The sequence below is a fragment of the Burkholderia sp. Bp9015 genome (assembly GCF_003853505.1).
Lineage (GTDB): Bacteria > Pseudomonadota > Gammaproteobacteria > Burkholderiales > Burkholderiaceae > Burkholderia.
In genome coordinates this window covers 1-26044 of sequence record NZ_QTPZ01000049.1, presented here as the reverse complement: position 1 = coordinate 26044, position 26044 = coordinate 1, and the positions used below count along the sequence as shown (strand labels likewise).

Here is a 26044-nt window from a genome sequence, read left to right as displayed (position 1 = left end):
CGTGGGCACCGTGCGCCGCCTTGTTTCAACCTTGCCGGAACGCGCCCCTCCCGGGACGCGGCCTTCAGTCGTCCTGTGCCGTCACTCCGCCTTCCCGTCCCGCAGCCGCGGAATGTCGAGCGGATTGCTTTCCTGCAGCCCTTCGGGCAGCAGGTCGTCCGGGAAGTCCTGGTAGCACACGGGCCGCAGGAAACGGTCGATCGCGGTCGCGCCGACCGACGTGACGGCCGGGTTCGACGTCGCCGGGAACGGCCCGCCGTGCACCATCGCATCGCACACCTCGACGCCGGTCGGGTAGCCGTTGACGAGCAGGCGCCCGGCCTTGCGTTCGAAGATCGGCAGCAGGCGGCGCGCGAGCGGCTTGTCGTCAGTGTCCAGTTGCAGCGTGGCCGTCAGCTGGCCCTCGAGTGCGTCGAGCACGCGCGCGACTTCGTCGAGATCGCGGCAGCGCACGATCAGCGACGCCGGCCCGAACACCTCGTGGCCGAACGCCGGTTCGGCCAGGAACGCCTGCGCGGCGACTTCGTACAGCGCGCCGCCTGCCTGGCATTCGGTCTGCGCCGCCTCGCCCGCGCCGATTTCGCGCACGCCCGGCAGTTCGGCCAGCTTGCCGCGGCCGCTGCGATACGCGTCGGCGATGCCGCGCGTCAGCATCACGCCGGCCGGCTTCTTCGCGAGCGCCTGTGCGGCGACGGACTCGAAGCGATCGAGATCGGGGCCGTCGACCGCCAGCACGAGACCCGGGTTCGTGCAGAACTGGCCGGTGCCGAGCGTCAGCGAATCGACGAAGCCGGTCGCGATCGCGTCGCCGCGCGCGGCCAGCGCGGCCGGAAACAGCACGACCGGGTTGATGCTGCTCATTTCCGCATAGACGGGAATCGGTTGCGGGCGCGCGTTCGCGAGCTGCACGAGCGCCATGCCGCCCTGCCGCGACCCGGTGAAGCCGACGGCCTGGATCGCCGGATGGCTGACGAGCGCCGCGCCGATCACGCGGCCGGGGCCGATCAGCAGCGAGAACACGCCGGCCGGCATCCCGCATTTCGCCACCGCCGCGCGGATCGCGCGGCCGACCAGCTCGGACGTGCCGAGGTGCGCCTCATGGGCCTTCACGATCACCGGGCAGCCGGCCGCGAGTGCCGACGCGGTATCGCCGCCGGCCACCGAGAACGCGAGCGGGAAGTTGCTCGCGCCGAACACGGCGACGGGCCCGAGCCCGACCTTCTGCAACCGCAGGTCCGAGCGCGGCAGCGGCGTGCGCGCGGGCTGCGCGGGATCGATCGACGCGGCGAGGAAGCGCCCGTCGCGCACGACGCGCGCGAACAGCCGGAGCTGGCCGACGGTGCGGCCGCGCTCGCCCTGCAGCCGCGCGACGGGCAGGCCCGTTTCGGCGTGCGCGCGTTCGACCAGCGCGTCGCCGAGTGCGACGATTTCGTCGGCGATCGCCTCGAGAAACGCCGCGCGGGCCGCGAGCGGCTGCGTGCGATACGCGTCGAAGGCGTCGCGCGCGAGTTCGCACGCGCGCTCGACATCGGCCTGCGTCGCGACGCCGAAGGCCGGCGCATCGATCGGCGCGCCCTTCGTCGGGTCGAACGCGCGCAGGGTACCGGCCGAGCCGGCCACCGCGTCGGCGCCGATCAGCATCTCTCCAGTCAGTTGCATGGGTGTGCTCCGTGGTTCGGGAATGGTTCGCTCATTGTAGCCCAACAGATATGATGTCTGCTGACGACATGGCGATATCCCCGTCGCGCCACAGTTACTCGACCGCAGGCCACAAACCCTTATCCATTCGGCACAAGCAGGAAATTCTTGCCTCTCCTTCGGCCGTCCGAAGGGAAAACCCGAGGTGTGCGCACGCCCTCGTTGCAGGTAAGTTTTGGCTCATGTCATACGACGACATATATTAAGCATTCAGTCGGCGCACCTCTAGAGATCTTCCGATCAAACTCGCCGGCAGCGCGCGTGCCGCACCGCCGTGCGCTACTGGATCCGGGCGCCGCTGTCCGTCGTCACGACGCTCAACGATGCGGACCGCACGACGCCGTCGGTCACCGGCATGCCGATCCGCAAGGCGTTCGGCATGATCCGGTGACGACGGGCCGGATCTTCCCGGCGCTCAGCCGGGCGTACGTGCTCGCGCAACTGCCGAGCGGCCGGTTCCCCGATTCGTCGATCGAGTTGCCCATCGGGCGCAGGCAGCGGGCAGCATCGGCGCTGCACACCGATCCGGAATGCTTACCTCGCAGGTAATGCCCGGCGCGCGCGGGATTGCCTATCATCTTCGTCATGAACTCGACCGCCACCCTCCAATCGCTGCCCCCGTCCGCCGGCCGCGCGTCCGGCATCGGCTCGCTGCTGCGCACCTGGCGTCAACGCCGCCGCCTGAGCCAGATGGCGCTCGCGCTGGAGGCCGAGGTGTCCGCGCGGCACCTGAGCTTCGTCGAATCGGGGCGCGCGCAGCCGAGCCGGGAGATGGTGCTGCATCTCGCCGAGCGCCTCGACGTGCCGCTGCGCGAGCGCAATGCGCTGCTCGTCGCGGCCGGCTATGCGCCGCTGTTTCGCGAGCGGCCGTTCTCCGATCCGCAGCTCGATGCGGCGCGCCAGGCGGTCGAAGCTGTGCTGCGCGGCCACGAGCCCTACCCGGCGCTCGCCGTGGATCGCCACTGGACGCTGCTCGCCGCGAACCGGATGCTCGGCGCGCTGGTCGCGCAGGCCGATCCGGCGCTCCTGCGGCCGCCCGTCAACGTGTTGCGGCTGAGCCTGCATCCCGACGGCCTCGCGCCGCGGATCGTCAACTGGCACGAGTGGCGCGCGCATATCCTGCACCGGCTGCAACGGCAGATCGACGCGAGCGGCGACCGCACGCTGCATGCGCTGCGCGACGAACTCGCGAACTATCCGGCACCGGCCGGCCAGCCCGCCGACACGCAGGCACGCGCCGACTACGCGGACATCGCGGTGCCGCTGCGGCTACGCACGGCAGCCGGCGAACTGACGTTCTTCAGCACGACGACGGTGTTCGGCACGCCGGTCGACGTCACGCTGTCGGAACTCGCGATCGAGGCGTTTTTCCCGGCGAATCCGGAGACGGCGGACGCGATGCGCGCGCTGGCGGACGCGTTGCCGGCGCAGTGAGCATCGTCAACGACGCTCGAACGCCAGCTTCACGCCCAACCCGAGCAGGACCGCGCCGCTCGCCCGGTGCATGCGGGTCAGGATGCGCGGATTGCGCCGGATCGACGTCGACAGCAGGCCGGCGAACAGCGCGACCGGCCCCTTGACGAGAAACGTCAGGCCGGCAAACGTCGTGCCGAGCACGAACAGCGACAGCATCGGATGCGCGGCGCCCGCGGGGACGAACTGCGGCAGGCACGCGAGATAGAACAGCGCGACCTTCGGATTCGACACGTTGGACAGCGCGCCTTGCGCGAAGCGCATCAAGCAGACGGTGCGTCTGCCGATCCAGGCAGGACGCTACGTATAAAGCGACGCCAGCGGCAGTTCCCCCGTCAGCGCGAACCGGCCGACGTCGCGCAGCCGATAGTCGAGCGGATCGTGCAGCGTATGCGTGCGCGCGTTGCGCCAGAAGCGGTCGAGGCCGAGCGACGCAGCCGTTGCACGTGCGCCGCACGTGTCGAACAGCGCCTCGCCGTTCTCGAGCGCCGCGCGCTGCGCGACGATCTTCGCATCCGACACCGCGAGTGCCACCTCGGCCCGTTCGTCGGCCGTCAGCGCGTCATGCCGCGACCATGCGCGCTGCAACGCGACGGCCGCGCGGTCGGCGAGCGCCGCCGCCGCGACCGCCTGCACGCGCATGTCGCCGAAGCGCTGCAGCGTATAGGGATCGTCGCTCGCCTGCGCGACACCCGCGTTGATCCACGGCCGGCCGTGCTTCAGCACGTAGTCGCGCGCCTCGGCCAGCGCGCCTTCCGCGAGCCCGACGAACAGATTCGTCAGCACGAGCTGCGACACCAGCGTGCGCAGCGTCGCGCGTGGCGTCGGCGGTGTCTCGGAGCGGTGCAGCACCTCGTCCGGCGCGAGCGTCACACCGTCGAAGCGCACGCTGCCGCTGTCGGTCTGGCGCTGGCCGATCGGATCCCAGTCCTCGTTGACCGTGATCCCGTCACGATCGGTCGGCACCACGCCGAACACGGCGCGGCCCGTTTCCGGATCGTGCGCGGACACGGTCATCCGCTGCGAGCCGCGCGTGCCCGAACAGAAGCCCTTCACGCCGTCGAGCCGGTAGCCGCCGTCCGGCGTGGCGGTCGCCGCGAGCCGCGTGTCGAGCGGATTGACCGCATTGCCCCACCACCAGCGATGCTCGACCGTGCCGCGCAGATAGCGTTCGCGCTGCGCCGCGCTGCCCCACACGTCGACGCTCACCACCTGCAGGATCTGGAACCCGACCAGATGCGCGAGCGCGCTGTCGACGCGCGCGATCCGCCGGATCGTGTCGTAGATCGCCGGCCACTCGGCTTCCTGTCCGCCGAATTCGCGCGGCACCGCGAGCGTCAGCAGGCCCGCGTCGGCGAGCCGCTGCTTCTCATCGGCCGCGTGACCGCCCGCGCGGTCGCGCTCGGCAGCCGTCGCACGCAGCGCGTCGATCGCACGCGCCAGCGCATCGGCGTCGAGCGCGCATGCGTCGGTTTCCGGCGCCAGCGTCGCCGGGCCGCGGGGATCGTTCATGCGACGGCTTCCTGTGCAACGGTTTCGTGCGCAACGATTCCGCCCGACAACGGCACCAAGGCGCCGAGCCGGCGGCCGGTCAGCCGCGACAGGATCTCGCGCCGCCAGTCGTCGTAGATCGCGCGGTATTCGGCGATATCCGCACCGAACACGTGCGCGGTTTGCGCGTATTCGTCATGCAGATAACCGTCGAGCCGCGCCTGGGTTTCCTCGTCGGCCGCGATCACGCGGTCGACCAGCGCGTCGCGCTCGGCGGGCGGCAGCGCGTTCAACGTGTCGAACCACCACTGGACGATCTGCACGCGATGCCACTCCTCGTCCGGACGGATCCGGTTCTCGCCGTGCTCGCGCATCGCGCCGTCGGCGATGCGGCCGGTCTTGCGCTGGATCCACAGCTTCGCGAGGATGTGCAACTCGTAATGCCATTCGAACGCGAGAAAGCCCGCAACGTCGCGTACCGCGATGTCGCCGATGCGTTCCCAGTGCGCGGCGACGAGCCGCTCGACCTCCGGCAGCGGATCGCGGCCCGTCAGTTCGGTCACGCGCTCGCGCCCGATCACCGCGTGCGCGCCGTCGTCGCCGAGCTGGCGCGACAGGATCAGCTGGAAATGCGGGTCATCGCGAAACAGCGTGTCGATCGCCTTCGCGACGACCTGCACGATGAACAGGTCGTGCGACGCCATCTTCGTGTAGTAGTCGGCGACGGCGGCGAGCTCGTCCGCGCCGTGCGGCTCGCGCGGCGGCGTCGCCAGTTTGTCAGGGAAGCCGGGGCGATGGCGTCGTGCGACGTCCAGAAACAGGGCTTCCTCGAATTGTCCGTTCCATTCGCGCGGCGCGCCGATGGGCAAGGTCATGGGTATCGTTCTCTCAGGGTCTCAATGAAAAGAGCCGGCGCTCGTGGCGCCGCTCAGGTACGCCGGGTCACGCGTCGGACCAGGCGGTCGCCCGTGATTTGCACGGCCGAAACGAGTGCGATCAGGATCACGATCACGGTCACCATGACGGTGGTGTCGAAACGCTGATAGCCATAACGGATCGCGAGATCGCCGAGCCCGCCCGCGCCGACTGCGCCCGCCATCGCGGTCGAGCCGATCAGCGCGACGACGGTGATCGTGAAACCGCCGAGCATGCCGGGCAACGCCTCCGGCAACAGCACGTGCCACACGATGTGGCGGCGTTTCGCGCCCATCGCGAGCGCGGCCTCGATCAGCCCGCAATCGACTTCGCGCAGGCTCACTTCCGCAATCCGCGCGAAGAATGGAATCGCCGCGATCGACAGCGGCACGACGGCCGCCCACACGCCGATCGTCGTGCCGATCAGCACGCGCGTGAACGGCAGGAGCGCGACGAGCAGGATGATGAACGGTGTCGAGCGGAACACGTTGACGAGCGCGCCGAGCACCGCGTTCAGGCCACGCCGCGCGTAAATGCCGCCGGGCGCGGTCGTCACCAGGATCACCGCGAGCGGGATGCCGATCAGCGCGGCGATCGCGGCCGACGCGGCGACCATCGACAGCGTGTCGCGGATCGCGTCGAGCAGTTCGGGCCACCAGAGTTCAAACATAGCCGAGCACCTCCGCATGATTCGCGTGGCGGCGCGCGCGCTCGAGCAACGCGGCGACCGCGCCGCCGCGTGCCGGCGGGTGGCCGGCGTCGTCCGCGCGCGGCGACGCCGCGATCACGAGGCGCCCCTGCGCATGCCCCTGAATGCGCTCGATCCCGCCGTGCAGGAAGCGCACCGAGCCGCCGAGCGCCGCCGCGAGCGCGCCGACGTCCGGCTCGCCGCTGCTTTCGCCCGTATAACGGACGTCCAGCACGACTTGCGCGCCGTCGGGCAGCGCGGCCAGCTCGGGCAACGGCTGCACGCGCGCGGCGAGTTCGGCCGGCAGGTCGTGCACGAGCGTGCTGAGCAGGGCACGCGTCGCGCCGTGGCGCGGATCGCCGAACACGCGCCACACCGGGCCCGTTTCGACGACCTCGCCCTGTTCGATCACCGCGACCGTGTCGCACACCGCGCGGATCACTTCCATCTCGTGCGTGATCAGCACGATCGTCAGTCCGAGGCGGCGGTTGATGTCGGCGAGCAGCGCGAGGATCGATTGCGTCGTCTCGGGGTCGAGCGCCGACGTGGCCTCGTCGCACAGCAGCACTTCCGGGTCGTGCACCAGCGCCCGCGCGATGCCGACGCGCTGCTTCTGGCCGCCCGACAGGCTCGCCGGATACGCGTCGCGTTTCGCGGCCAGCCCGACGAGATCGAGCAGCGCCTCGGCCTTGCGCGTGCGCTCGGCCTTCGGCACGCCGGCGATCTTCAGCGGCAGCGCGACGTTCTCGAACACCGTCTTCGCCGACAGCAGGTTGAAATGCTGGAACACCATGCCGGTGCGACGCCGCAGCGCGACGAGCCCGTCCTCGTCGAGCGTGCCGACGTCGACGCCCTGCACGCGCACGCTGCCCGAACTCGGACGTTCGAGGCCGTTCACGAGCCGCAGCAGCGTCGACTTGCCGGCACCGCTGCGGCCGATGATGCCGAACACCTCGCCGCGCCGCACGTCGAGCGTCACGTCGCGCAGCGCGGCGGCCTGGCCGCGCGGCGTCGCGAACACCTTGCCGACGTGTGCGAACGACACGGCGGCGGCGCCGTCGGCCCGCGCGGCCGCTGCGTTACGCGAATCATGCGCGTCATGCACCTCATGCACGTCCGCACCCGCACCGGCGCGCACGGCCGATGCCTCGATGAAACCCAGCGTGTCGAACAATTGCGTCATCGCTTCGCTCCGTCACGTTCATGCATGCGCGGGATGCCCGGGTTCGGGCGCCGGCACGGCGGCCGGCCGGTGCTGCGCGCCCGTGTGCCACGCGGGCAGCCGCGCGCCGGCGCCGAACAGCTTCTCGCGCAGCGTCGGCGCGGGATCGTAGTCTTCCTTGTAGATGCCGCGGTTCTGCAGCTCGGGCACGACCCAGTCGACGAAATCCTCGAACGACTCGGGCATCACGGTGCGCGTCAGGTTGAAACCGTCGATGCCCGTTTCGTCGATCCACGACTGCAGTTCGTCCGCGACTTGCGACGGCGAGCCGACGATCGGCGCATAGCGGCCGCCGAGCGACATCTGTTCGAGCATCCGGCGCACGGTCCACGTGCCGGTCGTGCTCTTGCGCGAGATCGCGTCGACGGCCGACTGGATCGAGTCGGTCTTCACGTACGAAATCGGCTCGTCGAGGCCGTACTTCGCGAAATCGATGCCGGTCGAGCTCGCGAAATGCGCGAGGCCGGCTTCCGGGCTCGCATAGCGCCGGTATTCGTCGAACTTCTCGCGCGCGAGCCGCTCGGTTTCGGCGGTCACGACGCTCACGCCCGCGAAAATCTTGATCGATGCGGGATCGCGCCCCTGCCGCGCGGCGGCTGCGCGAATATCCAGCGCCGCCGCGCGCGCCGCGGCCTTGCTCTGCCCGTTCACGAACACGCACTCCGCATGCCGCCCCGCGAACTCGACGCCGCGCGCGGACGAGCCGGCCTGGTACAGCACCGGCGTGCGCTGCAGCGACGGCTCGCTCAGGTGGATCGCGTCGACCGAATAGAACGGCCCGTCGTGCTTCACGCGCCGCACCTTGCCAGGCTGCGCGAACACGCGCGCCTGCGTGTCGCGGATCACCGCGTCGTCGTCCCAGCTCTGTTCCCACAGCTTGTAGACGACGTCCATGTAGTCGTCCGCGCGTTCGTAGCGGTCGTCGTGGCCGATCTGCTGTGCGAGGCCCATCCCGCGCGCGGCGCTGTCGAGATAGCCGGTCACGATGTTCCAGCCGATGCGCCCCTTCGTCAGGTGATCGAGCGTCGACATGCGGCGCGCGAACAGGTAAGGCGGCTCGTAGGTCAGGTTCGCGGTCACGCCGAAGCCGAGATGTTGCGTGACCTGCGCCATCGCGGGCACGAGCAGCAGCGGATCGTTGACGGGCACCTGCACCGATTCGCGCAGCGCGGCGTCCGGGCCGCCGCCGAACACGTCGTACACGCCGACGATGTCCGCGAGAAAGATCCCGTCGAACTTGCCGCGTTCGAGCGTCCTCGCGAGATCGGCCCAGTAGTCCAGATCGGTGTAGTGCGCGGAGCGGTCGCGCGGATGCGTCCACAACCCGTGGTTGATGTGCCCGACGCAGTTCATGTTGAACGCGTTGAGCAGGATCTTCTTGCGGTTCGCCGTCGTCATGTCGCCTCCGTCACCACGCGATCGCGTACAGCGAGCCGAACGCGTTGTCGAGCGCACGGCGCACCGCCGGCGAATGCTGGTAGATCGCGATGAACTTGCGGATGCGCGCGTCGTTCACGCTCTCGGGCCGCACGACCCACTGGATCGCGAAGTTCTTGTTCTCGGTGCCGTCGAACAGCAGCGCGCTGTTCGGGTCGGTCGTGCCGGCGAGCTTGATGAAGCTCGGATAGCCCTGCGCGAGGTCGACGTCATCGAGCGAGCGCGCGAGCTGCGACGCTTCGAGCGGGATGATCTTCAGGTGTTTCGGGTTGGACACGATGTCGTGCGTCGTCGCGCGGTAGTCGGCGCCCGGCTTCAGCGTGATGAGGCCCGCGCGCTGCAGCAGCAGCAGCCCGCGCCCGCCGTTCACCGGGTCGTTCGCGATCGCGACACGCGCGCCGTCCTTCAGCTCGTCGAAGCGCTTCACCTTCTTCGAGTAGAGGCCGATCTTCATGATCGTGCCCGGCGCGATCGACACGAAGTTGTAACCGCCCTGCTTCTTCGCGTTCTCGAGAAACGGGATGTGCTGGAAGTAGTTGACGTCGATGTCCTTGTTCGCGAGCGCCGCGTTCGGCGTGTTCCAGTCGGTGAACTCGACGATCTTCACGTCGAGGCCCTGCTCCTTCGCCTCCTTCGCGGCAATCTTCAGCGCGTCGATCTGCGGGCTCGTCGAGATGCCGACCTTCAGCGGCGCGGTGTCGGCACGGGCGCCGTTCAGCATCAGGACGCCGAGCAGCGCGGCTGCCAGCAGGCGGGCCACGCGGCCGGAGGAAAAGCGGGCGGAAAAAACGGCATGCAGCATGGGAACCACTCTCCTGTCCAAAGACGGTATCGACGGATGAGCGGCGCCGCGGCGAACGCGCGGGCGTTCTCCGGACAGTCGTCGTCACATCGGAAAAAGATCAGCCGATGATAGAGAGCGGCAGGAAGGCGGTCTACGAAGCGATTGTGCGAAGAAAATCGCGTGCGGCGATATGGCGCCACGGCGCGCGTCCGATGCGCGGGCGGCCGCCCCGCCGGCCATCGGGCCGAAATCTCGGCCTGCCCGCCGGGCGAATTCCGAAATCTCGGCCAGCCGGGTGTTGCCATCCTTTCCCCAGACGAAACAAAATCCTTATAAATCAATGCCCTAAAAATATTCCGGCAGGCCGGAATGCTTGGCACGGGGGTTGCATTAAGAGACGCCACACGATGCCGCGTAGCAATGCGGGCATTCCAAACATCAGGAGACACGTCTTGCAGACCTCAATCCCCACCCAATCCCGTCCGGAGGCACTTGCCGAAGCCGGTCCCGCCACGCGCACACGCTTCTGGCCGGAAGGCTGGTGGAAGCTGATGGAAATCCGCATCGGCATCATCCCTCTGCCGGTCTACGTGATCCTGTTCGGGCTGATCGTCGGCTTCGCGGTGACGGGCAAGGTGCCCGGCGAGATCTCGATGGCGATCGCCGTGCTCGCGTTCTTCGGCTTCACCTGCGCGGAACTCGGCAAGCGCCTGCCGCTCTTGCGCAACATCGGCGCGGCCGCGATCTTCGCGACCTTCGTGCCGTCGGCGCTCACCTACTACCACGTGCTGCCGAAGCCGGTGCTGAACCTCACCGTCGAGTTCACGAAGTCGACCAACTTCCTGTACCTGTTCATCGCGTCGATCATCGTCGGCAGCATCCTGAGCATGGACCGGCGCGTGCTGATCCAGGGCTTCGTGAAGATCTTCATTCCGCTCGCCGCCGGTTCGGTCGCGGCCGCGATCGTCGGCACGGCGGTCGGCACCGCGCTCGGCCTCGGCGCGCGCCACACGCTGCTGTACATCGTCGTGCCGATCATGGCGGGCGGCGTCGGCGAAGGTGCGATTCCGCTGTCGATCGGCTATTCGGAACTGATGCACCTGCCGCAGGGCGAGATGTTCGCGATGGTGCTGCCGCCGGTGATGCTCGGCAGCCTGACCGCGATCATCCTGTCGGGCGCGCTCGACATGCTCGGCAAGCGCCTGCCGCACCTGACCGGCAACGGTCGCCTGCAGGTCGGCGAAAGCGGCGACATGACGCCGGAAAGCGAGGAGATCCGCGGCCACGTCGACGTCACGCACATCGCGGGCGCCGGCATCACGGCGATCACGCTGTACCTCGTCGGCCTGATGGCGCACAAGCTGTTCGGCCTGCCCGCGCCGGTCGCGATGCTGTTCCTCGCGGTGCTGGTGAAGCTCGCGCGCGCGGTGTCGCCGCCGCTGCAGGAAGGCGCGTTCGTCGTCTACAAGTTCTTCTCGACCGCCGTCACGTACCCGCTGCTGTTCGCGATCGGCGTCGCGATGACGCCGTGGGACAAGCTGACCGCCGCCTTCACGATCGTCAACGTCGTCACGATCGTGTCGACCGTCGCGACGCTGATGGGCACCGGTTTCGTGGTCGGCCGCCTGCTGAAGATGTACCCTATCGACACCGCAATCGTGAACGCCTGCCACAGCGGGCAAGGCGGCACCGGCGACGTCGCGATCCTGACCGCCGCGAACCGGATGCAGCTGATGCCGTTCGCGCAGATCGCCACGCGCATCGGCGGCGCGATCGTCGTCACCGTGACGCTGATCCTGGTCGCGCATTTCGGATGACGCGCCGCTGCGCGCACTGTCGCGCAGGCTGCTTCGCACGCGCCGCCGCCGGCTTTGCCGGCGCGCGGCGCGCGTCGTTGTGGCGGGGCGTTTGGGACGGCCGGAGTTGCGGACGGCCGGTCTCGGACGGCCGGTTGCGGGCATCGATGAGGGCGAACGTGCAGAAGAGCTTCAAGGGAATCCCGTGGTGGGGCTGGGCGTCGGCCGCCGTGCTGTATGTCGGCGTGGCGGGCGCGGCGGTCGATTTCGCGTGGGAACGCGCGATCGACGCGCTCGAGGAAACCGGCGCGCACCGGCTCGACCTGTATGCGTCGAGCCTCAAGAGCGAACTCGGCCGCTTCGAGATCCTGCCCGGCCTGGTCGCCCGGCAAGACGGCGTGCGCGCGCTGCTGCGGGCCGCGCCGCAAGACCGGCCCGCGCTCGCGCACACGGTGGACACGTATCTCGAAGCCGTGAACCGCGACGCGGGCAGCGGCGCCGTCGACGTGATCGACCTGCGGGGCGAAGTGATCGCCGCCAGCAACTGGAACGAGACGATCAGCTTCGTCGGCACCAACGTGTCGTACCGGCCGTACTTCAAGGATGCCCTGGCGCACGGCAGCGGCCGCTTCTTCGGGATCGGCACCAACACCGGCGTGCCGGGCGTCTACTTCGCGAGCGCGGTGCGCGACGGTGGCGTGCCGATCGGCGCGGCGGCCGTGAAGATCAGCGTCGACCCGCTCGAATCCGCGTGGCGCGCGCCGGGCGTCGCCGCGATGGTGGTCGACGGCAACGGCGTGATCGTGATCTCGACCGAGCCGGCGTGGAAGTTCACCGCGCTGCGCCCGATCACCGCGCAGCAGCAGCGCGACATCCAGGCGTCGCGGCAATACGCGGGCCGCACGGTCGACATGCTGCCCTACCGCCACCTCGGCGACCGCAGCGCCGCCGCATGGTTCGGCACGTTCCCCGATCCGCGTCACGCCGGCCGCAGCACGCGCTATCTCGTGATGTCGCGGCCCGCGCCGCAGGCCGGTGATTCGCTGATGGTGCTGCTCGACATCGCCGGCGCGCGGCGCCAGCAGCAGACCGCGTTCGCGTTCGTCACCGGCGCGCTCCTGATCGCCGCGCTGCTGGCCGGCTACGCGATCCAGCGGCGCCGGGCGATCGTCGCGCGGCTGAACGCGCAAGATGCGCTGCGCCGCGCGAACGACCGGCTCGAGCTGACCGTCGCGCAACGCACGGCCGCGCTGACGGCGGCGAACGAGCGGATGCAGCGCGAGATCGTCGAGCGCGAGCGCACCGAGCAGCGGCTGCGCGATTCACAACAGGAAGTCGTGCACGCGGGCAAGCTCGCGGTGCTCGGGCAGATGGCCGCGGGCCTCACGCACGAGCTGAACCAGCCGCTCGTCGCGATCCGCACGCTGTGCGACAACGCGCGTACGTTCTTCGAGCGCGGCCAGCCGGCGCCGGCGTATGCGAATCTCGAACGGATCGGCAAGCTCGTCGACAGCATGGCCGTGCTCACCGGCGAGCTGAAGACCTTCGCGCGCAAACCCGACGTCGAGCGCGTCGCGGTGTCGCTGAACGAGGCCGTCGCGCATGCGCGCCTCATCTACGATGCGCGGATCCGCGACGAAGGCGTGCAGCTCGACGTGAACATCGCGCCCGGCACGACGGTGTCCGCGGAATCGAGCCAGTTGCAGCAGGTGATCGTGAACCTGCTCGGCAACGCGCTCGACGCGGTGCACGACGCGCCGGTGCGGCGCATCGTGATCGAAGCCGCCGGGCCGGACGACGCCGGCCGCGTGCGCTTCTCGGTGGCCGACAGCGGCGCGGGCATCGCGCCCGACGTGCTGCCGCACCTGTTCGAGCCGTTCGTCACGACCAAGCCGCGCGGCCAGGGCCTCGGGCTCGGCCTCGCGATCACGTCGCGCATCGTCGAGGCGTTCGGCGCGAAGATCGCCGCGACGAACCGCGACGAAGGCGGCGCGCAGTTCAGTATCGAATTCGCGGCGGCGACGCCGCAACAGAGGATAGAGCATGGAAGATGAGATTCGCGTGCTGGTCGTCGAGGACGATGAAAACGTCCGGATCGGCGTCGAGCAGGCCGTCGCGCTCGCCGGGTTCCCGGTCGACGCATTCGCTTCGGCCGCCGACGCGCTCGCGCACGTCGCGCCGGGCGCCCCCGTCGTGATCGTGTCGGACGTGCGGATGCCCGGCATCGATGGGCTGCAGCTGCTCGACCGCGTGATGGCTCTCGATGCGCAGATTCCGGTCGTGCTGATCAGCGGCCACGCGGACATTTCGACGGCCGTCGGCGCGATGCAGGTCGGCGCATACGACTTCATCGAGAAGCCGTTTTCGTCGGACGTGATCGCGGGGCGCGTCGCGCGCGCGGTCGAGAAGCGCCGCCTGACGCTCGAGGTGCAGGGGCTGCGCGCGGCGCTGAACAACTGGCAGGGCATCGAGGCGTTCGTGCTCGGCAAGTCGCCCGCGATGGCCGACGTGCGCAAGAAGATCCTGCGGCTCGCCGATACGTCGGTGTCGGTGCTGATCACCGGCGAGACGGGCACCGGCAAGGAACTGATCGCACGCAGCCTGCACGACTTCGGCGGCCGGCGCGATGCCCATTTCGTCGCGCTGAATTGCGGCGGCCTGCCCGAGCAGGTGTTCGAGAGCGAGCTGTTCGGCCATGAGGCCGGCGCATTCACCGGCGCGATCAAGAAGCGCATCGGCAAGATCGAATGGGCGCACGGCGGCACGCTGTTCCTCGACGAGATCGAGACGATGCCGATTCCGCTGCAGATCAAGATGTTGCGCGTGCTGCAGGAGCGCGTGGTCGAGCGGCTCGGCGCGAACGAGCTGATTCCGGTCGACTGCCGCGTGGTGGCCGCATCGAAGGCCGATCTCGCCGAACTCGCGGCCGACGGGCGCTTCCGCGCGGACTTGCTGTATCGGCTCAACGTCGCGCAGATCGAGCTGCCGCCGCTGCGCGAGCGGCGCGAGGACGTGCCGCTGCTGTTCGAGCATTTCGTGCTCGCTGCCGCACGGCGCTTCGGGCAGCCGGCGCCGGTCGTCACGGCTGCGCAGGTGTCCGAACTGATGACGCATGCATGGCCCGGCAACGTGCGCGAATTGCAGAACGTGGCCGATCGCTTCGTGCTCGGGTTGACCGGCGACAGCCTGCTGTCGTCCGGCGGCGCGCCGGCGGCCGGCGGCACGCTTGCCGAGCAGATGGCGTATTTCGAGCGGATGCTGATCGAAGACATGCTGCGGCGTCACAACGGCAACGTGGCGGACGCGAGCGTCGCGCTCGGCATGCCGAAGAAGACGCTTTATCACAAGCTGCGCAACCTGCGGATTCCCGCGCGCGGCGACGCGGCGGCCGACGGCGGCGAATGACGCGAACGAGGATACGCAGAACAGCATGGATCGCATCGAAGTCACCGAACACGGCCGCATCGACGGCCACCTGATCCGCGGCGTCACGCGCGCGCAGAAAACCTTCCGACCGAGCGACTGGCCCGAGCGCCTCGCGGGTGTCATCACGCTGTTCGTCGGCGAGCGGCGGCCCGGCTATCCGTGCGCACTGTCGCGGCTCGCGATGCCGGTCGTCGACGGCAACGTCAAATGCCTGTTCGTGTCGGACGAATTGCGCGACGTATGCGCCGACGCGTTCGACTTCGCGATGCAGTTCGCCGCCGACAACGACCTTCCGGTCGAGCTTCAGACCGCACCCGCGCTGGCGGTGCGGAGCGCCTGAGCAAAAAGCGCGGTCACGCGATCGGCGCGCCCCTCATTGAACGTCTTGAGGCTCGCGACATATGTTTGGCCGTTTTCATGGCCGAGAATGAGGCCCCGCTACGATCGGGCGCCGCAGTCTCCTGGATCAGGCGCCACGCATTCGCTTTCTCGAACAACGCCCGGAAAGCATCAAGCGCCACGCGCGCCAGCATCGGGTTCGGCAGGGGTTTCGTATCGCACTCGCTTGGCCAAGTGAAATCACTTGGCCATGTTAAATAACATGGCCAAGTCATGACCATCGCCGGCGCGCCGCAAGCGTTGCTCGATTCGGCACCGCTTTCACTCGTCATTGTCGATGCCCGGCTCATTGTTCATGGCACCGGCCGAGACCTTCGCACATTCGGGGACGGAACATTAACGTACCCGATCCGTTACTCGACTCGTTCGCTGTCTCTCAGCCGGACAAGGGTTTTCAGCCGAGCCATCAATAAAATTGATCGTCACGATGAAAATTATGCGTTTTCCTTGCAGCTTGCCGTGAGGCATAGTTGCGACGTGATGACGCACCCATTGAGTTTTCAGTCATGAACATGCGAATCGAGCCTTCGGTGCTCGCGAACCCCGACCTGCAATTTGCGACGCTTTCGTCAGGCATCAGCCTGCCGTATGTCGAGCGGGGCAGCGGCGCGCCGATGGTGTTCGTGCACGGATCGTTGTGCGACTACCGTTACTGGGATCCGCAACTCGCGTCGCTGTCGGCCCACTACCGCTGCATCGCGCCGAGCCTGAGCCATTACTGGCCGGCCGTCGAGGCGGGCATCCAGGACGAGTTCAGCTGGCAGAACCACGTCGACGAGCTCGCCGAATTCATCGACGCGCTCGATCTCGGCCCCGTGCATCTCGTCGGCCACTCGCGTGGCGGCAGCGTCGCGTTCAACGTCGCGCGCCAGCATCCGCAGCTCGTCGACACGCTGACGCTCGCCGATCCGGGCGGCCCGCTGCAACAGCCGGGCGTGCGCGAAGCCGCGCTGCCGGCCGCCGCGATCGCGCTGCGCACGCAGGCCGTGAATCTGATCGGGCAAGGCGAAGTGGAAGCCGGCCTCGAGATGTTCGTCGACTCGGTGAGCCTGCCGGGCGCGTGGAAGAAGAGCACGTCGCGCTTTCGCACGATGGCGATCGACAACGCGAGCACGCTGCCGAAGCAGCTGCAGGATCCGCTGCCCGCGTATTCGCAGCACACGGCATCGGATATCGCGTGCCGCACGCTGCTGATCGACGGCCAGCGCAGCCCGAAGATGTTCCGCAACAACGTCGACACGCTTTCGCAGTGGATCGGCGATGCGCAACGGCAGACCGTCGCCGGTGCGTCGCACGGGATGAACGCGGCGAGCCCCGCCGTGTTCAACCGCTACGTGCACGAGTTCGTCGCGGCATAAGTTCACGGGCGGCGTTCGTGTCGCCCGACTTTCCTGCTTCAACCGGTTCAAAGACGGTGCGGGTCCGGGCTGCATCGCTTCTCGTTGGCAGGCGCCGGTCGACTTGACCGTTAGTTGCAACACTCGCCCCCCACACACCACAATCACCAAGCAAAAACCCCGGTCACGCAGGCTTGCGCCCACGTACCGGGGTTCGATTCGTCGACGACCGGGCGGGCGGTGCATCGTATCGCCCGTCGTCGCGCACGCTCAACGCGCGGCCACCGCCTCCTTGACGGACGACGCCGCATCGCCGACCGCCGTCGGCGCCGCGCCCCATCCGCCGCCCAGCGCACGGATCAGGTTCACGGTCGACACGGCCTGCGCCCCGGTCAGCTGGTTCGCCTGCAATTGCGACTGCAGCACCGACCGTTCGCTGTCGATCACGTCGAGATAGGCCACTTCGCCTTCCTGATACTGCGTCCGCGACAGCGTCGCCGCACGGCGCGACGCATTGACGGCCGCATCCTGCGCGCGAATCTGGTCGTCGAGCAGACGCAGGTCGGCGAGATTGTCCTCGACCTCGCGGAACGCGACGAGCACCTGCTGCCGGTAGTTCGCGACCTGCTCGTCGTACTGCGCGCGCGCCTGCTGCACGCCGGCCGCCCGCCGCCCGCCGTCGAACAGCGGCAGCGTCAGCGCGGTGCCGGCGAACGGCCCGAGCAGGAACGTGCGGCTCGACCACATGAACAGGTTGCCGAGCGTCGACGCCTCATAGCCGAATGCACCCGTGATATCCAGCTTCGGGAAGTACGCCGACTTCGCGAGACCGATCCGCGCGTTCGCGGCCGCCATCGCGCGCTCGGCCGCCGACACGTCCGGGCGGCGTTCGAGCAATGCCGACGGCAGACCCGGCGGGACCTTCACCGCGACCGGCACGATCGGCGTTTCCTTGAACGCGAAGTCCGCGGGCGCCTTGCCGAGCAGGATCGCGAGCGCATGCTCGGACGCCGCGCGCCGGCGCGCGACGCCGACCGCATCGGCCTGCGCGGTTGCCAGCTCGTTCTTCGCGCGCGACACGTCGAGCTCGCTGATGTCGCCTTCGTTGAAGCGGCGCTGTACGAGCTTCAGCGCCTGATCACGCAGTTCGACCGTGCGGCGGTACAGGTCCTGGTCCGAGTCGAGCTGGCGCAGTTCGAAGTAGTTCTGCGCGACGTCCGCCTGCAGCGCGAGCTGCACCGAGCGGAACAGCGCCTCGCTCTGCGCCTGGTCGGCACGCGACGCCTCGACGTTGCGGCTCACGCGGCCGAACAGGTCGGCCTCGTACGACACCGTGCCCTGCGCGCGCCACAGCGTCGCGGTGGTCGGGCCCGTGCCCTGCGGCTGGAACTGCGACGCCGACGACAGCCCTTCGCGCGTCGGCCCGAACCCGGCGCCGACCTGCGGAAACCACTGCGAGCGCGCGGTGCGGGTCGCCGCACGCGCTTCCTCGACGCGCGCCGCCGCGGCCTTCAGGTTCTGGTTCGCGGCGAGCGCCTGCGACTCGAGCGAGTCGAGCACCGGATCGCCGAACACCTTCCACCATTCGCCGCGATGCTCGCCGTCCGCCGGTTCGGCGGTCTTCCACGTGCCGGCCTGTTCGCCGGCCGCGAGCGTCGGCGCTTCCTTGAACGCCGCGGGCGTCGACACGTCCGGGCGCTTGTAGTCGGGCCCCACCGCGCACGCGGCGAGCAGCGTCGCGAGCAGGGTGCTCGCGGCCGCCACCTTCGCGAAGCGCATCAGGCCATTCGTGTTGTGCATGTTGTCCATCTTGTTGTCCTCAAGCATCCGTAGCCGGCGCACCGGAAGGCGACACGCCATAACCGGCCGAGTCCTTGCCCGCGACGTGGATCTTGCCGCCCGCCAGCGTGCGCAGCACGACGTAGAACACCGGCGTCAGCATCAGCCCGAACAGCGTCACGCCGAGCATCCCGAAGAACACCGCGACACCCATCGCATGGCGCATTTCCGAACCCGCCCCCGTCGACGTGACGAGCGGCACGACACCCATGATGAAGGCGATCGATGTCATCAATATCGGGCGCAGCCGCAGCCGGCTCGCCTCGATCGCGGCCTCGAACGGCGTCCTGCCGTCATGCTCCAGTTCGCGTGCGAATTCGACGATCAGGATCGCGTTCTTCGCGGACAGCCCCACCAGCACCATCAAGCCGATCTGCGTGAAGATGTTGTTGTCGCCCTGCGTGAGCCACACACCCGTCAGCGCCGACAGAATGCTCATCGGCACGATCAGGATCACCGCGAGCGGCAGCGTCAGGCTTTCATACAGCGCGGCGAGCACGAGGAACACGAGCAGCACGCTGATCGGGAACACGTACATCGCCGAATCGCCTGCCAGGATCTGCTGGTACGTGAGGTCGGTCCATTCGAACCGCACGCCGCGCGGCAGCGTTTCATGCGCGATACGCTCGATCGCCGCCTGTGCCTGACCCGACGAGAAGCCCGGCGCCGGGCCGCCGTTGATGTCGGCTGCGGTGTAGCCGTTGTAGCGCACGACCATTTCCGGGCCGAACGTCGGCGTCACCGTGACGAGCGACGACAGCGGCACCATTTCGCCACGGTCGTTGCGCGTCTTCAGCTGCAGGATGTCGTCCGCGCGCTGACGGAACGGTGCATCGGCCTGCACGCGCACCTGGTACACGCGTCCGAAGCGGTTGAAGTCGTTCACGTACAGCGAGCCGAGATACACCTGCATCGTGTTGAACACGTCGGTGACCGGCACGCCGAGCTGCTTCGCCTTCACGCGGTCGAGATCGACATTCAGCTGCGGCACGTTGATCTGGTAGCTCGTAAACAACGGGCCCAGCTCAGGCGCCTGCTGCGCGCGCTTGATGAAGTCGTTGGTCGCATCCGACAGCTTCGCGTAGCCGACCGCGCCGCGATCCTCGATCTGCATCTTGAACCCGCCGAGCGTGCCGAGGCCGAGCACCGGCGGCGGCGGGAACACCGCGACGAACGAATCCTTGATCGCACCGTACTGCTGGTTCAGCGCACCGGCGATCGCACCGGCCGACAGCGCCTTGCCGTGCCGCTCCGAGAACGGCTTGAGCGTGACGAACACGATGCCCGCGCTCGAGCTGTTGGTGAAGCCGTTCACCGACAGCCCCGGGAACGCGACCGCGCTCTCGACGCCCGGCTGCTTCAGCGCGATCGAACCCATGTCGCGGATCACCTTCTCGGTGCGGTCGAGCGACGCGCCGTTCGGCAGCTGCGCGAACGCGATCAGGTATTCCTTGTCCTGCGCGGGCACGAAGCCGCCCGGCACGACCTTCGACACGAGCACGGTCGCACCCACCAGCACGAGGTACACGCCGAGCATCAGGGTCTTGCGCGACAGCACGCCGCGCACGCCGCGGCCGTAGTTCTCCGCGCCGCGATGGAACACCTTGTTGAAGCCGCGGAAGAAGCCGCCGAGCACGCGGTTCATCACGCGCGTGAGCCAGTCTTCCTTGTCGCCGTGGCCCTTCAGCAGGATCGCGGACAGCGCCGGCGACAGCGTCAGCGAGTTGAACGCCGAGATCACCGTCGAGATCGCGATCGTCATCGCGAACTGCTTGTAGAACTGGCCGGTCAGGCCCGACATGAACGCGAGCGGCACGAACACGGCGACGAGCGTCAGCGCGATCGCGATGATCGGCCCGCTCACTTCCTGCATCGCCTTGTAGGTCGCCGCCCGCGCGTTCATCCCGCTCTCGATGTTGCGCTCGACGTTCTCGACTACCACGATCGCATCGTCGACCACGATCCCGATCGCGAGCACCATCCCGAACAGCGACAGCGCGTTGATCGAATACCCGAACGCCAGCAGCAGCGAGAACGTGCCGATGATCGACACCGGCACCGCGATCAGCGGAATCAGCGACGCGCGCCAGGTCTGCAGGAACACGATCACGACGATCACGACCAGCGCGATCGCTTCGAGCAGCGTGTGCACCACGGCCTTGATCGACGAGCGCACGAACTGCGTCGGGTCATAGACGATCTTGTAGTCGACGCCGGCCGGCATGTCCTGCTTCAGCTCGGCCATCGTCTTGCGCACTTCGTCGGAGATCTGCAGCGAGTTCGCGCCCGGCGACTGGTTGATCGCCATCGCGACGGCCGGCTTGTTGTCGAGCAGCGAGCGCAGCCCGTACTCGGACGCGTCCAGCTCGATGCGCGCGATGTCGCGCAGATGCGTGACGCCGCCGTCCGGCGTCGTCTTCACGACGATGTCGCCGAACTCGTCTTCCGTCTGCAGACGGCCACGCGCGTTCACCGACAGTTGCAGCGGCGTGCCGGGCAGCGACGGCGACGCGCCGATCACGCCGGCCGCGACCTGCACGTTCTGCTCGCGGATGGCCTGCACGACGTCCTCGGCCGACAGTCCGCGCTGCGCGACCTTCTGCGGATCGAGCCACACGCGCATCGCGTAGTCGCCCGAACCCCACAGCTGCACCTGGCCGACGCCCTGGATCCGCGACAGGCGATCCTTCACGTTGATCAGCGCGTAGTTGCGCAGGTAGGTCATGTCGTAGCGGTTGTCCGGCGAGATCAGGTGGACCACCATCGTCAGCGTCGGCGAGCTCTTCACCGTGGTGATGCCGAGCCGCTGCACGTCTTCCGGCAGGCGCGGCAACGCCTGGTTCACGCGGTTCTGCACGAGCTGCGTGGCCTTGTCCGGATCGGTGCCGAGCTTGAACGTGACGGTGATCGTCATGTTGCCGTCGCTGTTCGCCTGCGACTGCATGTAGAGCATGTCCTCGACGCCGTTGATCTGCTCTTCCAGCGGCGACGCGACCGTCTCGGCGATCACTTTCGGGTTCGCGCCCGGATACTGCGCCTTCACGATCACGGACGGCGGCACGACTTCCGGATACTCCGAAATCGGCAGCAGGAACATCGCGATCACCCCGCCGAGCAGGACGATCACCGATAGGACTCCTGCAAAGATCGGCCGGTCGATAAAGAATTTGGAAATGTTCATGGGTTGCTCTGTCTGGTTGAACGCGGAAATCGAAGCGGCGGGCCGCTTACGATTCCGCCTTCGCCGGTGCGGCCGGCTTCGCGTTGTCCGCGAGCGGCGCGGACGGCGCATCGCCGCCCGTCATCGGGACCATGTGCGGCTTCACCTGCTCGCCCGGCCGCACGCGCTGCGTGCCGTTCACGATCACGCGATCGCCGGCGGCGAGGCCACTCACGATCACGCGCCGGTTGCCGTGCTGCATGCCCTGCTGCACTTCGCGATACGACACGCGGCCCTGCTGGTCGACGACGAACACGAACTTCTTGTCCTGGTCGGTGTTGATCGCCGCATCGTCGACGAGCAGCGCCTCGTGCGGTGCGCTGCCGCCCACCTTCACGCGCGCGTAGAGCCCGGGGACGAGCGTGCCGTCCGCGTTGTCGAAGCGCGCGCGCACGCGGATCGTGCCGGACGACGTGTCGAGCCGGTTGTCGACCGAGTCGATCTCGCCGCTGCGCGAGTAGCCGGTTTCATTCGCGAGGCCGAGCTCGACCGGCACCTTGCGGCCGTTGCGCGCGCCGTTGATGTATTGCAGGTAGGTCTGCTCGTCCGCGTCGAACGACGCGTAGATCGGCGACACCGACACCAGCGTCGTCAGCGGCGCGGCGGACGCGCCGGCCGACACGACGTTGCCGAGCGTGATTTCCGCGCGCGACACTCGGCCCGACACGGGTGCGGTGATGCGCGTATAGCCGAGGTTGATGCGCGCCGTTTCCAGCGCGGCTTCGGCGGCCTTCAGGTTCGCCGTCGCTTCGCGCGCCGCGTTCTGCTTCTCGTCGTAGTCGCGCTTCGCGATCGCGTTGTCGCCGATCAAGCGCTGCGCGCGCTGCCAGTCGCTTTGCGCATAGCCGTTGCGGGCCTGCGCGGCGGCGAGCTGCGCGGCCGCGCGGTCGGTTTCCGCCTGGTACGGGCGCGGATCGATCACGAACAGCACGTCGCCCTTCTTCACGAGCGCGCCGTCCTTGAAGTTCACCGCGACGATCGTGCCCGACACCTGCGGGCGCACGTCGACTTTCTCGACCGCCTCGAGGCGGCCCGAATAGCCTTGCCAGTCGGTGACGGTCTGCGGCACGACGGTCGCGACGTCGACTTCGGGCAGCGGCGCTGCCGCCTTTTCGGGCGCGTTCGCGTTCACGCGCATCGCGCCGAACGTGCCGAGGCCGACGACGGCGAGCGTCGCGATCGCCGCGGTCGCGATTCGGGAGCGGGAGGTGCGTAGGATGGCCATGTGGATCTCCAATAAGCGTGGATTGGTTCTGGTTATTCGGAACGGTTCGGCTGGCGCGCCTGGAAGCGGCACTGGAAGAAGCGCACGGCCTCCTCGAGCGCGGCCTCGTGCGTCGCGAGCGCCGCGTGCGTGACGTCCGGGTAGCGGATCACCTGCGTGAGCACGCCCGATGAAATCAGGCAGCCCGCATATTTCTCCGCTTCGACGTGCAGCACGTCGTTCTGCGCGGTGACGACGAGCGTCGGCGGCAGGCCCGCGAGGCGCACCGATTCGAGCGGCGCCGCATACGGGTGCATGCGCTGCGCCGCCTGCGGCAAATAGGCGCGATAACAGGCCGCGCATTCGCGCGCGGTGATGTCCGACGCAAGGCGTTCGGCGTCGCCGATGCGCGTCATGCTCGGGTCGAGCATCGGCCCGAACAGGGCCTGCGCGGCAATCGACACTTCGCCGCGATCGCGCGCGATGAACGCGAGACAGTTCGCGAGCTGGCCGCCCGCATCGTGCCCCGCGACGCCGATCTTCTTCGGATTGCCGCCGAACGCGCGGGCGCGCGTCGCGGCCCACACGGCCGCGCGATACGCATCCTCCGGCGCGGCCGGAAAAGGAAAGGCCGGCGCGAGCGAATAATCGACCGACACTACGAGAGCCGGTAAGCGTTCTGCTAAAAAGCGCGCGGCGAAATCGGCGTCATCCAGCGTGCCGCGCACGAAACCGCCGCCGTGGAAGTAAAGCACTACCGGCAATCCGGTCTTGTCCGCGCGCCGATAGAGGCGCAGCACGATGTCCTGCGCGTAGCCGGGGATTTCCACCTCCGCGACCGTCAGTGCCGCGCCGGCTCTGGCTTCGGCGGGCAACGCGGCTTTCAGGAATTTGCTGAATTCAGAAGCGTCCATGACGATGCAGCATCCATTTCGAGATGGAACGAATTCTGGGTCCGGCAGACATCCGGATAAATGCCTATAATCCGGCAACACAATTCAACGCCCCCGAACAATCCAGGCTGCGCTTACCCATGAGGTAGCGCAGCCTTGTCGTTCGGGCGGCAAATTAGATTGCGGAGGTTGTGATGGACCGGCTTCAGGCCATGCAGGTGTTTACTCGCGTCGTCGATACAAGCAGCTTCACCAAGGCAGCAGAGTCGCTCAGCCTGCCGCGGGCGTCCGTCACGACGATCATCCAGAATCTCGAAGCCTTCCTCGGCGTGCGGCTGATGCACCGGACCACGCGCCGGCTGTCGCTCACGCCGGACGGGGCCGCGTACTACGAACGCTGCGTGCGGATCCTCGCCGATGTCGAGGAAACCGAAGCAAGCTTCCAGAACAACAACCGCAAGCCGCACGGAAAGTTGCGTATCGACATGCCGGGCTCGATCGGGCGGCTGCTGGTGATTCCGTCGCTGTGCGAATTCCACACGCGCTATCCGGACATCGACCTGCAGCTCGGCCTGTCCGACCGGCCGGTCGACCTGCTGCAGGAAGGCGTCGACTGCGTGATCCGCGTCGGTGCGCTGCAGGATTCGTCGCTGGTTGCGCGCCGGGTCGGATTGTTCGAGTGCGTGTCGGTCGCTGCGCCCGCGTATCTCGAGAAGTTCGGCGAGCCGCGGACGATCGAGGATCTGAACGACCACAAGGCCGTCAACTACTTCTCGAGCCGCACGGGCCGCACGATCGACTGGACGTTCCTGACCGACGGCAAGGAAGTCGAGGTCAAGATGAACGCGATCGTGTCGGTCAACGATGCCGATGCGTACGTGACGTGCGGGCTCGAAGGCTTCGGCCTGATCCAGCCGCCGCTGTTCATGGTGCTGCCGCACCTGCGCGACGGCCGGCTCAAGGAAGTGCTGCCCGGCCTCAAGCCGCTGCCGATGCCGATCTCGGTCGTGTATCCGCACAGCCGGCACCTGTCGCCGAAGGTACGCGTGTTCGTCGACTGGATCGCCGAAGTGTTCGACCGCTGCCCGCTGCTGAGCGGCAAGGGCAGCCTCGACGCGACGTGCAGCAAGCGCACGTTCGAGGAAGCCGAGCGCGCACCGGCGCTCGACACGCCGGTCATCAACGAGTGGGTCGCGTAATCGTCTGAACCGCGGCGCGCGGGCTGTGCGGCCCGCGCGCCGTCCTGCCTTCGCGCCGCCACGGCGTCACGTTCGTGCCGCCTTCCCCGCCCCGCACAGCGCCTTTCCTGAATCCGCATCACACCTTTGCGCCGTGCGCGGCAATCGGCCGCGTGCGTGACGACGCGCGTCGCGCTAAATCGCCGGGAGCCCCGCTGCAGGCGGCTGTGCGCGATTTTCGAGTAACCCTGCCGACAGTACGGATCGCGATTGTTCCACCATCACGACAATTCAATTCGCGTCAGCCGCATTTATCGCGCCGGAACGTCCCCCTAGAGTAAACCCTGTCGCGCACCTCGTTGCGCATCGAACAGATCCCGCTTGACGGGACCGGAGCAAGCGCCGACGCGCCAACTCCGACCAACACAGGAGTTACGTCATGAACCGCCGCCATCTTCTCTCCGCCGTCGCCCTCGCACTCGCCGTGTCCGCACCGGCCTTCGCCGATACGACCACCCCGCACGCAGGCGACTACGCGAACACGTCGTGGTACACGCAGCACAACAACGGCCCGCGCACGCGCGCCGAAGTCAGCGCGGAAGTCGAGCAGGCCCGCCGCGACGGCACGCTGGCCTGGCTGCGCAAGGCGAATTCGTATCCGCAAGGGCTCGAACTCGCGCAAGGCCCGTATCGCCCGACACCGGAAGGCAATCAGCTCGCCGGCGCAGGCCGTTGAGCATCGGTCAACGCGCAACGCCGCGCAGCGGATGATCCGCGGCGCGGCATCGAGACACCGCCATCGAACACCCGATTAGTCAGTTAGTTGCAGGAGCCTGTGATGAACGATCAACTTCCTTCGCCGCTCGATCATTGGGACGACACGACGCCCGTCTGGACGCCGTTCCGTTCCGCGCCGCACGCGCATTGAACTTCGCGTCGATCTCTCGCTGAAGACGCTGGCCGTCAACGGCGCGGCACGCCGTCGCGCCATTCGCCCCAGTGCGTGACGATGTCCTGAACGAGCGGATTGCCCGCGCGGTACAG

Annotated in this window: 20 protein-coding genes and 2 pseudogenes; 10 read left to right on the top strand and 12 right to left on the bottom strand. The window is 68.2% G+C overall.

Going from position 1 to position 26044, the window contains the following annotated elements; translation table 11 throughout:
• Window positions 1–81: 81 nt before the first annotated feature.
• Window positions 82–1659: an aldehyde dehydrogenase (NADP(+)) gene (locus DIE12_RS34175; RefSeq protein ID WP_124489349.1), complete on the bottom strand. Its 1578-nt coding sequence runs from the start codon at window positions 1657–1659 to the stop codon at window positions 82–84.
• A gap of 278 nt (window positions 1660–1937) precedes the next feature.
• Between DIE12_RS34175 and DIE12_RS34170 the strand changes: the two are divergent.
• Together DIE12_RS34170 and DIE12_RS34165 are read left to right on the top strand one after the other, a co-directional pair.
• A pseudogene (locus tag DIE12_RS34170) lies at window positions 1938–2151 on the top strand (MFS transporter); the annotation flags it as partial.
• Between the two features lie 132 nt (window positions 2152–2283).
• Window positions 2284–3132, top strand: a complete 849-nt coding sequence (locus DIE12_RS34165) for a helix-turn-helix domain-containing protein (RefSeq protein ID WP_124489348.1) — start codon at window positions 2284–2286, stop codon at window positions 3130–3132.
• Between the two features lie 6 nt (window positions 3133–3138).
• On the opposite strand, the pseudogene DIE12_RS34160 reads toward DIE12_RS34165, so the two are convergent.
• From DIE12_RS34160 to DIE12_RS34130, 7 genes and pseudogenes are all read right to left on the bottom strand, one after another.
• A pseudogene (locus DIE12_RS34160) lies at window positions 3139–3438 on the bottom strand (LysE family translocator); the annotation flags it as partial.
• A 33-nt stretch (window positions 3439–3471) separates the two neighbouring features.
• Entirely contained in the window at window positions 3472–4683 is a 1212-nt protein-coding gene (locus DIE12_RS34155; RefSeq protein ID WP_185500438.1) for an acyl-CoA dehydrogenase family protein, read from the bottom strand.
• Complete coding sequence (locus DIE12_RS34150) at window positions 4680–5537, bottom strand: hypothetical protein (protein WP_124489347.1); 858 nt, start codon at window positions 5535–5537, stop codon at window positions 4680–4682. Before DIE12_RS34150 ends, DIE12_RS34155 begins: the two co-directional genes overlap by 4 nt.
• A 53-nt stretch (window positions 5538–5590) precedes the next feature.
• Window positions 5591–6247 (bottom strand): methionine ABC transporter permease, encoded by a 657-nt coding sequence (locus tag DIE12_RS34145; RefSeq protein ID WP_124489346.1) that lies wholly within the window; start codon window positions 6245–6247, stop codon window positions 5591–5593.
• On the bottom strand, window positions 6240–7448 hold the full coding sequence (locus tag DIE12_RS34140) for a methionine ABC transporter ATP-binding protein (RefSeq protein ID WP_124489345.1): 1209 nt from the start codon (window positions 7446–7448) through the stop codon (window positions 6240–6242). Before DIE12_RS34140 ends, DIE12_RS34145 begins: the two co-directional genes overlap by 8 nt.
• An 18-nt stretch (window positions 7449–7466) precedes the next feature.
• A complete protein-coding gene (locus DIE12_RS34135) occupies window positions 7467–8885 on the bottom strand; it encodes an LLM class flavin-dependent oxidoreductase (protein ID WP_124489344.1) in 1419 nt (472 codons plus the stop codon).
• A 10-nt stretch (window positions 8886–8895) separates the two neighbouring features.
• The gene (locus DIE12_RS34130) at window positions 8896–9726 is read right to left on the bottom strand and encodes a MetQ/NlpA family ABC transporter substrate-binding protein (RefSeq protein ID WP_124489343.1); all 831 of its coding nucleotides are present in this window, start codon (window positions 9724–9726) and stop codon (window positions 8896–8898) included.
• Window positions 9727–10160: 434 nt separating this feature from the next.
• Here DIE12_RS34130 and DIE12_RS34125 point away from each other — a divergent pair, with 434 nt between their 5' ends.
• The 6 genes from DIE12_RS34125 (at window position 10161) to DIE12_RS34095 (ending at window position 16687) form a co-directional block, all read left to right on the top strand.
• On the top strand, window positions 10161–11525 hold the full coding sequence (locus DIE12_RS34125) for a 2-hydroxycarboxylate transporter family protein (protein ID WP_124523783.1): 1365 nt from the start codon (window positions 10161–10163) through the stop codon (window positions 11523–11525).
• Window positions 11526–11671: 146 nt separating this feature from the next.
• Entirely contained in the window at window positions 11672–13558 is a 1887-nt protein-coding gene (locus tag DIE12_RS34120; protein ID WP_124489341.1) for an ATP-binding protein, read from the top strand.
• The gene (locus DIE12_RS34115) at window positions 13548–14909 is read left to right on the top strand and encodes a sigma-54 dependent transcriptional regulator (protein ID WP_124489340.1); all 1362 of its coding nucleotides are present in this window, start codon (window positions 13548–13550) and stop codon (window positions 14907–14909) included. Before DIE12_RS34120 ends, DIE12_RS34115 begins: the two co-directional genes overlap by 11 nt.
• Before the next feature lie 25 nt (window positions 14910–14934).
• Window positions 14935–15270 carry a DUF3579 domain-containing protein gene (locus DIE12_RS34110; RefSeq protein WP_124489339.1) on the top strand — a complete coding sequence of 112 codons (336 nt, stop codon included), beginning with the start codon at window positions 14935–14937 and terminating at the stop codon, window positions 15268–15270.
• A 272-nt stretch (window positions 15271–15542) separates the two neighbouring features.
• Window positions 15543–15839 carry a hypothetical protein gene (locus DIE12_RS34100; protein WP_124489338.1) on the top strand — a complete coding sequence of 99 codons (297 nt, stop codon included), beginning with the start codon at window positions 15543–15545 and terminating at the stop codon, window positions 15837–15839.
• The gene (locus tag DIE12_RS34095) at window positions 15836–16687 is read left to right on the top strand and encodes an alpha/beta fold hydrolase (RefSeq protein ID WP_044845756.1); all 852 of its coding nucleotides are present in this window, start codon (window positions 15836–15838) and stop codon (window positions 16685–16687) included. Before DIE12_RS34100 ends, DIE12_RS34095 begins: the two co-directional genes overlap by 4 nt.
• Window positions 16688–16936: 249 nt before the next feature.
• Here the strand turns inward: DIE12_RS34095 and opcM are convergent, their stop codons facing one another.
• The 4 genes from opcM to DIE12_RS34075 are packed head-to-tail and all read right to left on the bottom strand — an operon-like array spanning window position 16937 to window position 23843.
• On the bottom strand, window positions 16937–18475 hold the full coding sequence (gene opcM, locus DIE12_RS34090; RefSeq protein ID WP_124489337.1) for a multidrug efflux transporter outer membrane subunit OpcM: 1539 nt from the start codon (window positions 18473–18475) through the stop codon (window positions 16937–16939).
• 10 nt (window positions 18476–18485) lie between these two features.
• Window positions 18486–21686 (bottom strand): multidrug efflux RND transporter permease subunit CeoB, encoded by a 3201-nt coding sequence (gene ceoB / locus DIE12_RS34085; RefSeq protein ID WP_124489336.1) that lies wholly within the window; start codon window positions 21684–21686, stop codon window positions 18486–18488.
• 46 nt (window positions 21687–21732) lie between these two features.
• Window positions 21733–22950: a multidrug efflux RND transporter periplasmic adaptor subunit CeoA gene (gene ceoA / locus DIE12_RS34080; RefSeq protein ID WP_044845762.1), complete on the bottom strand. Its 1218-nt coding sequence runs from the start codon at window positions 22948–22950 to the stop codon at window positions 21733–21735.
• A gap of 32 nt (window positions 22951–22982) precedes the next feature.
• Window positions 22983–23843, bottom strand: coding sequence for an alpha/beta hydrolase (locus DIE12_RS34075; protein ID WP_044845763.1), 861 nt, complete (start codon window positions 23841–23843; stop codon window positions 22983–22985).
• 173 nt (window positions 23844–24016) lie between these two features.
• Here DIE12_RS34075 and ceoR point away from each other — a divergent pair, with 173 nt between their 5' ends.
• Together ceoR and DIE12_RS34065 are read left to right on the top strand one after the other, a co-directional pair.
• The gene (ceoR, locus tag DIE12_RS34070) at window positions 24017–25021 is read left to right on the top strand and encodes a putative multidrug efflux transcriptional regulator CeoR (RefSeq protein WP_044845764.1); all 1005 of its coding nucleotides are present in this window, start codon (window positions 24017–24019) and stop codon (window positions 25019–25021) included.
• A 418-nt stretch (window positions 25022–25439) separates the two neighbouring features.
• The gene (locus tag DIE12_RS34065) at window positions 25440–25736 is read left to right on the top strand and encodes a DUF4148 domain-containing protein (RefSeq protein ID WP_044845765.1); all 297 of its coding nucleotides are present in this window, start codon (window positions 25440–25442) and stop codon (window positions 25734–25736) included.
• Window positions 25737–26044: the final 308 nt, after the last annotated feature.

What these genes read in the sequence shown, in the direction of transcription:
- DIE12_RS34145 (WP_124489346.1), bottom strand. Translation starts at nt 6,247, where the DNA reads ATGTTTGAACTCTGGTGGCCCGAACTGCTCGACGCGATCCGCGACACG.
- DIE12_RS34150 (WP_124489347.1), bottom strand. Translation starts at nt 5,537, where the DNA reads ATGACCTTGCCCATCGGCGCGCCGCGCGAATGGAACGGACAATTCGAG.
- DIE12_RS34110 (WP_124489339.1), top strand. Translation starts at nt 14,935, where the DNA reads ATGGATCGCATCGAAGTCACCGAACACGGCCGCATCGACGGCCACCTG.
- DIE12_RS34175 (WP_124489349.1), bottom strand. Translation starts at nt 1,659, where the DNA reads ATGCAACTGACTGGAGAGATGCTGATCGGCGCCGACGCGGTGGCCGGC.
- ceoA (WP_044845762.1), bottom strand. Translation starts at nt 22,950, where the DNA reads ATGGCCATCCTACGCACCTCCCGCTCCCGAATCGCGACCGCGGCGATC.
- DIE12_RS34075 (WP_044845763.1), bottom strand. Translation starts at nt 23,843, where the DNA reads ATGGACGCTTCTGAATTCAGCAAATTCCTGAAAGCCGCGTTGCCCGCC.
- DIE12_RS34065 (WP_044845765.1), top strand. Translation starts at nt 25,440, where the DNA reads ATGAACCGCCGCCATCTTCTCTCCGCCGTCGCCCTCGCACTCGCCGTG.
- ceoR (WP_044845764.1), top strand. Translation starts at nt 24,017, where the DNA reads ATGGACCGGCTTCAGGCCATGCAGGTGTTTACTCGCGTCGTCGATACA.
- DIE12_RS34135 (WP_124489344.1), bottom strand. Translation starts at nt 8,885, where the DNA reads ATGACGACGGCGAACCGCAAGAAGATCCTGCTCAACGCGTTCAACATG.
- DIE12_RS34130 (WP_124489343.1), bottom strand. Translation starts at nt 9,726, where the DNA reads ATGCTGCATGCCGTTTTTTCCGCCCGCTTTTCCTCCGGCCGCGTGGCC.
- DIE12_RS34140 (WP_124489345.1), bottom strand. Translation starts at nt 7,448, where the DNA reads ATGACGCAATTGTTCGACACGCTGGGTTTCATCGAGGCATCGGCCGTG.
- opcM (WP_124489337.1), bottom strand. Translation starts at nt 18,475, where the DNA reads ATGGACAACATGCACAACACGAATGGCCTGATGCGCTTCGCGAAGGTG.
- DIE12_RS34100 (WP_124489338.1), top strand. Translation starts at nt 15,543, where the DNA reads ATGACCATCGCCGGCGCGCCGCAAGCGTTGCTCGATTCGGCACCGCTT.
- DIE12_RS34120 (WP_124489341.1), top strand. Translation starts at nt 11,672, where the DNA reads ATGAGGGCGAACGTGCAGAAGAGCTTCAAGGGAATCCCGTGGTGGGGC.
- DIE12_RS34115 (WP_124489340.1), top strand. Translation starts at nt 13,548, where the DNA reads ATGGAAGATGAGATTCGCGTGCTGGTCGTCGAGGACGATGAAAACGTC.
- DIE12_RS34165 (WP_124489348.1), top strand. Translation starts at nt 2,284, where the DNA reads ATGAACTCGACCGCCACCCTCCAATCGCTGCCCCCGTCCGCCGGCCGC.
- DIE12_RS34095 (WP_044845756.1), top strand. Translation starts at nt 15,836, where the DNA reads ATGAACATGCGAATCGAGCCTTCGGTGCTCGCGAACCCCGACCTGCAA.
- ceoB (WP_124489336.1), bottom strand. Translation starts at nt 21,686, where the DNA reads ATGAACATTTCCAAATTCTTTATCGACCGGCCGATCTTTGCAGGAGTC.
- DIE12_RS34155 (WP_185500438.1), bottom strand. Translation starts at nt 4,683, where the DNA reads ATGAACGATCCCCGCGGCCCGGCGACGCTGGCGCCGGAAACCGACGCA.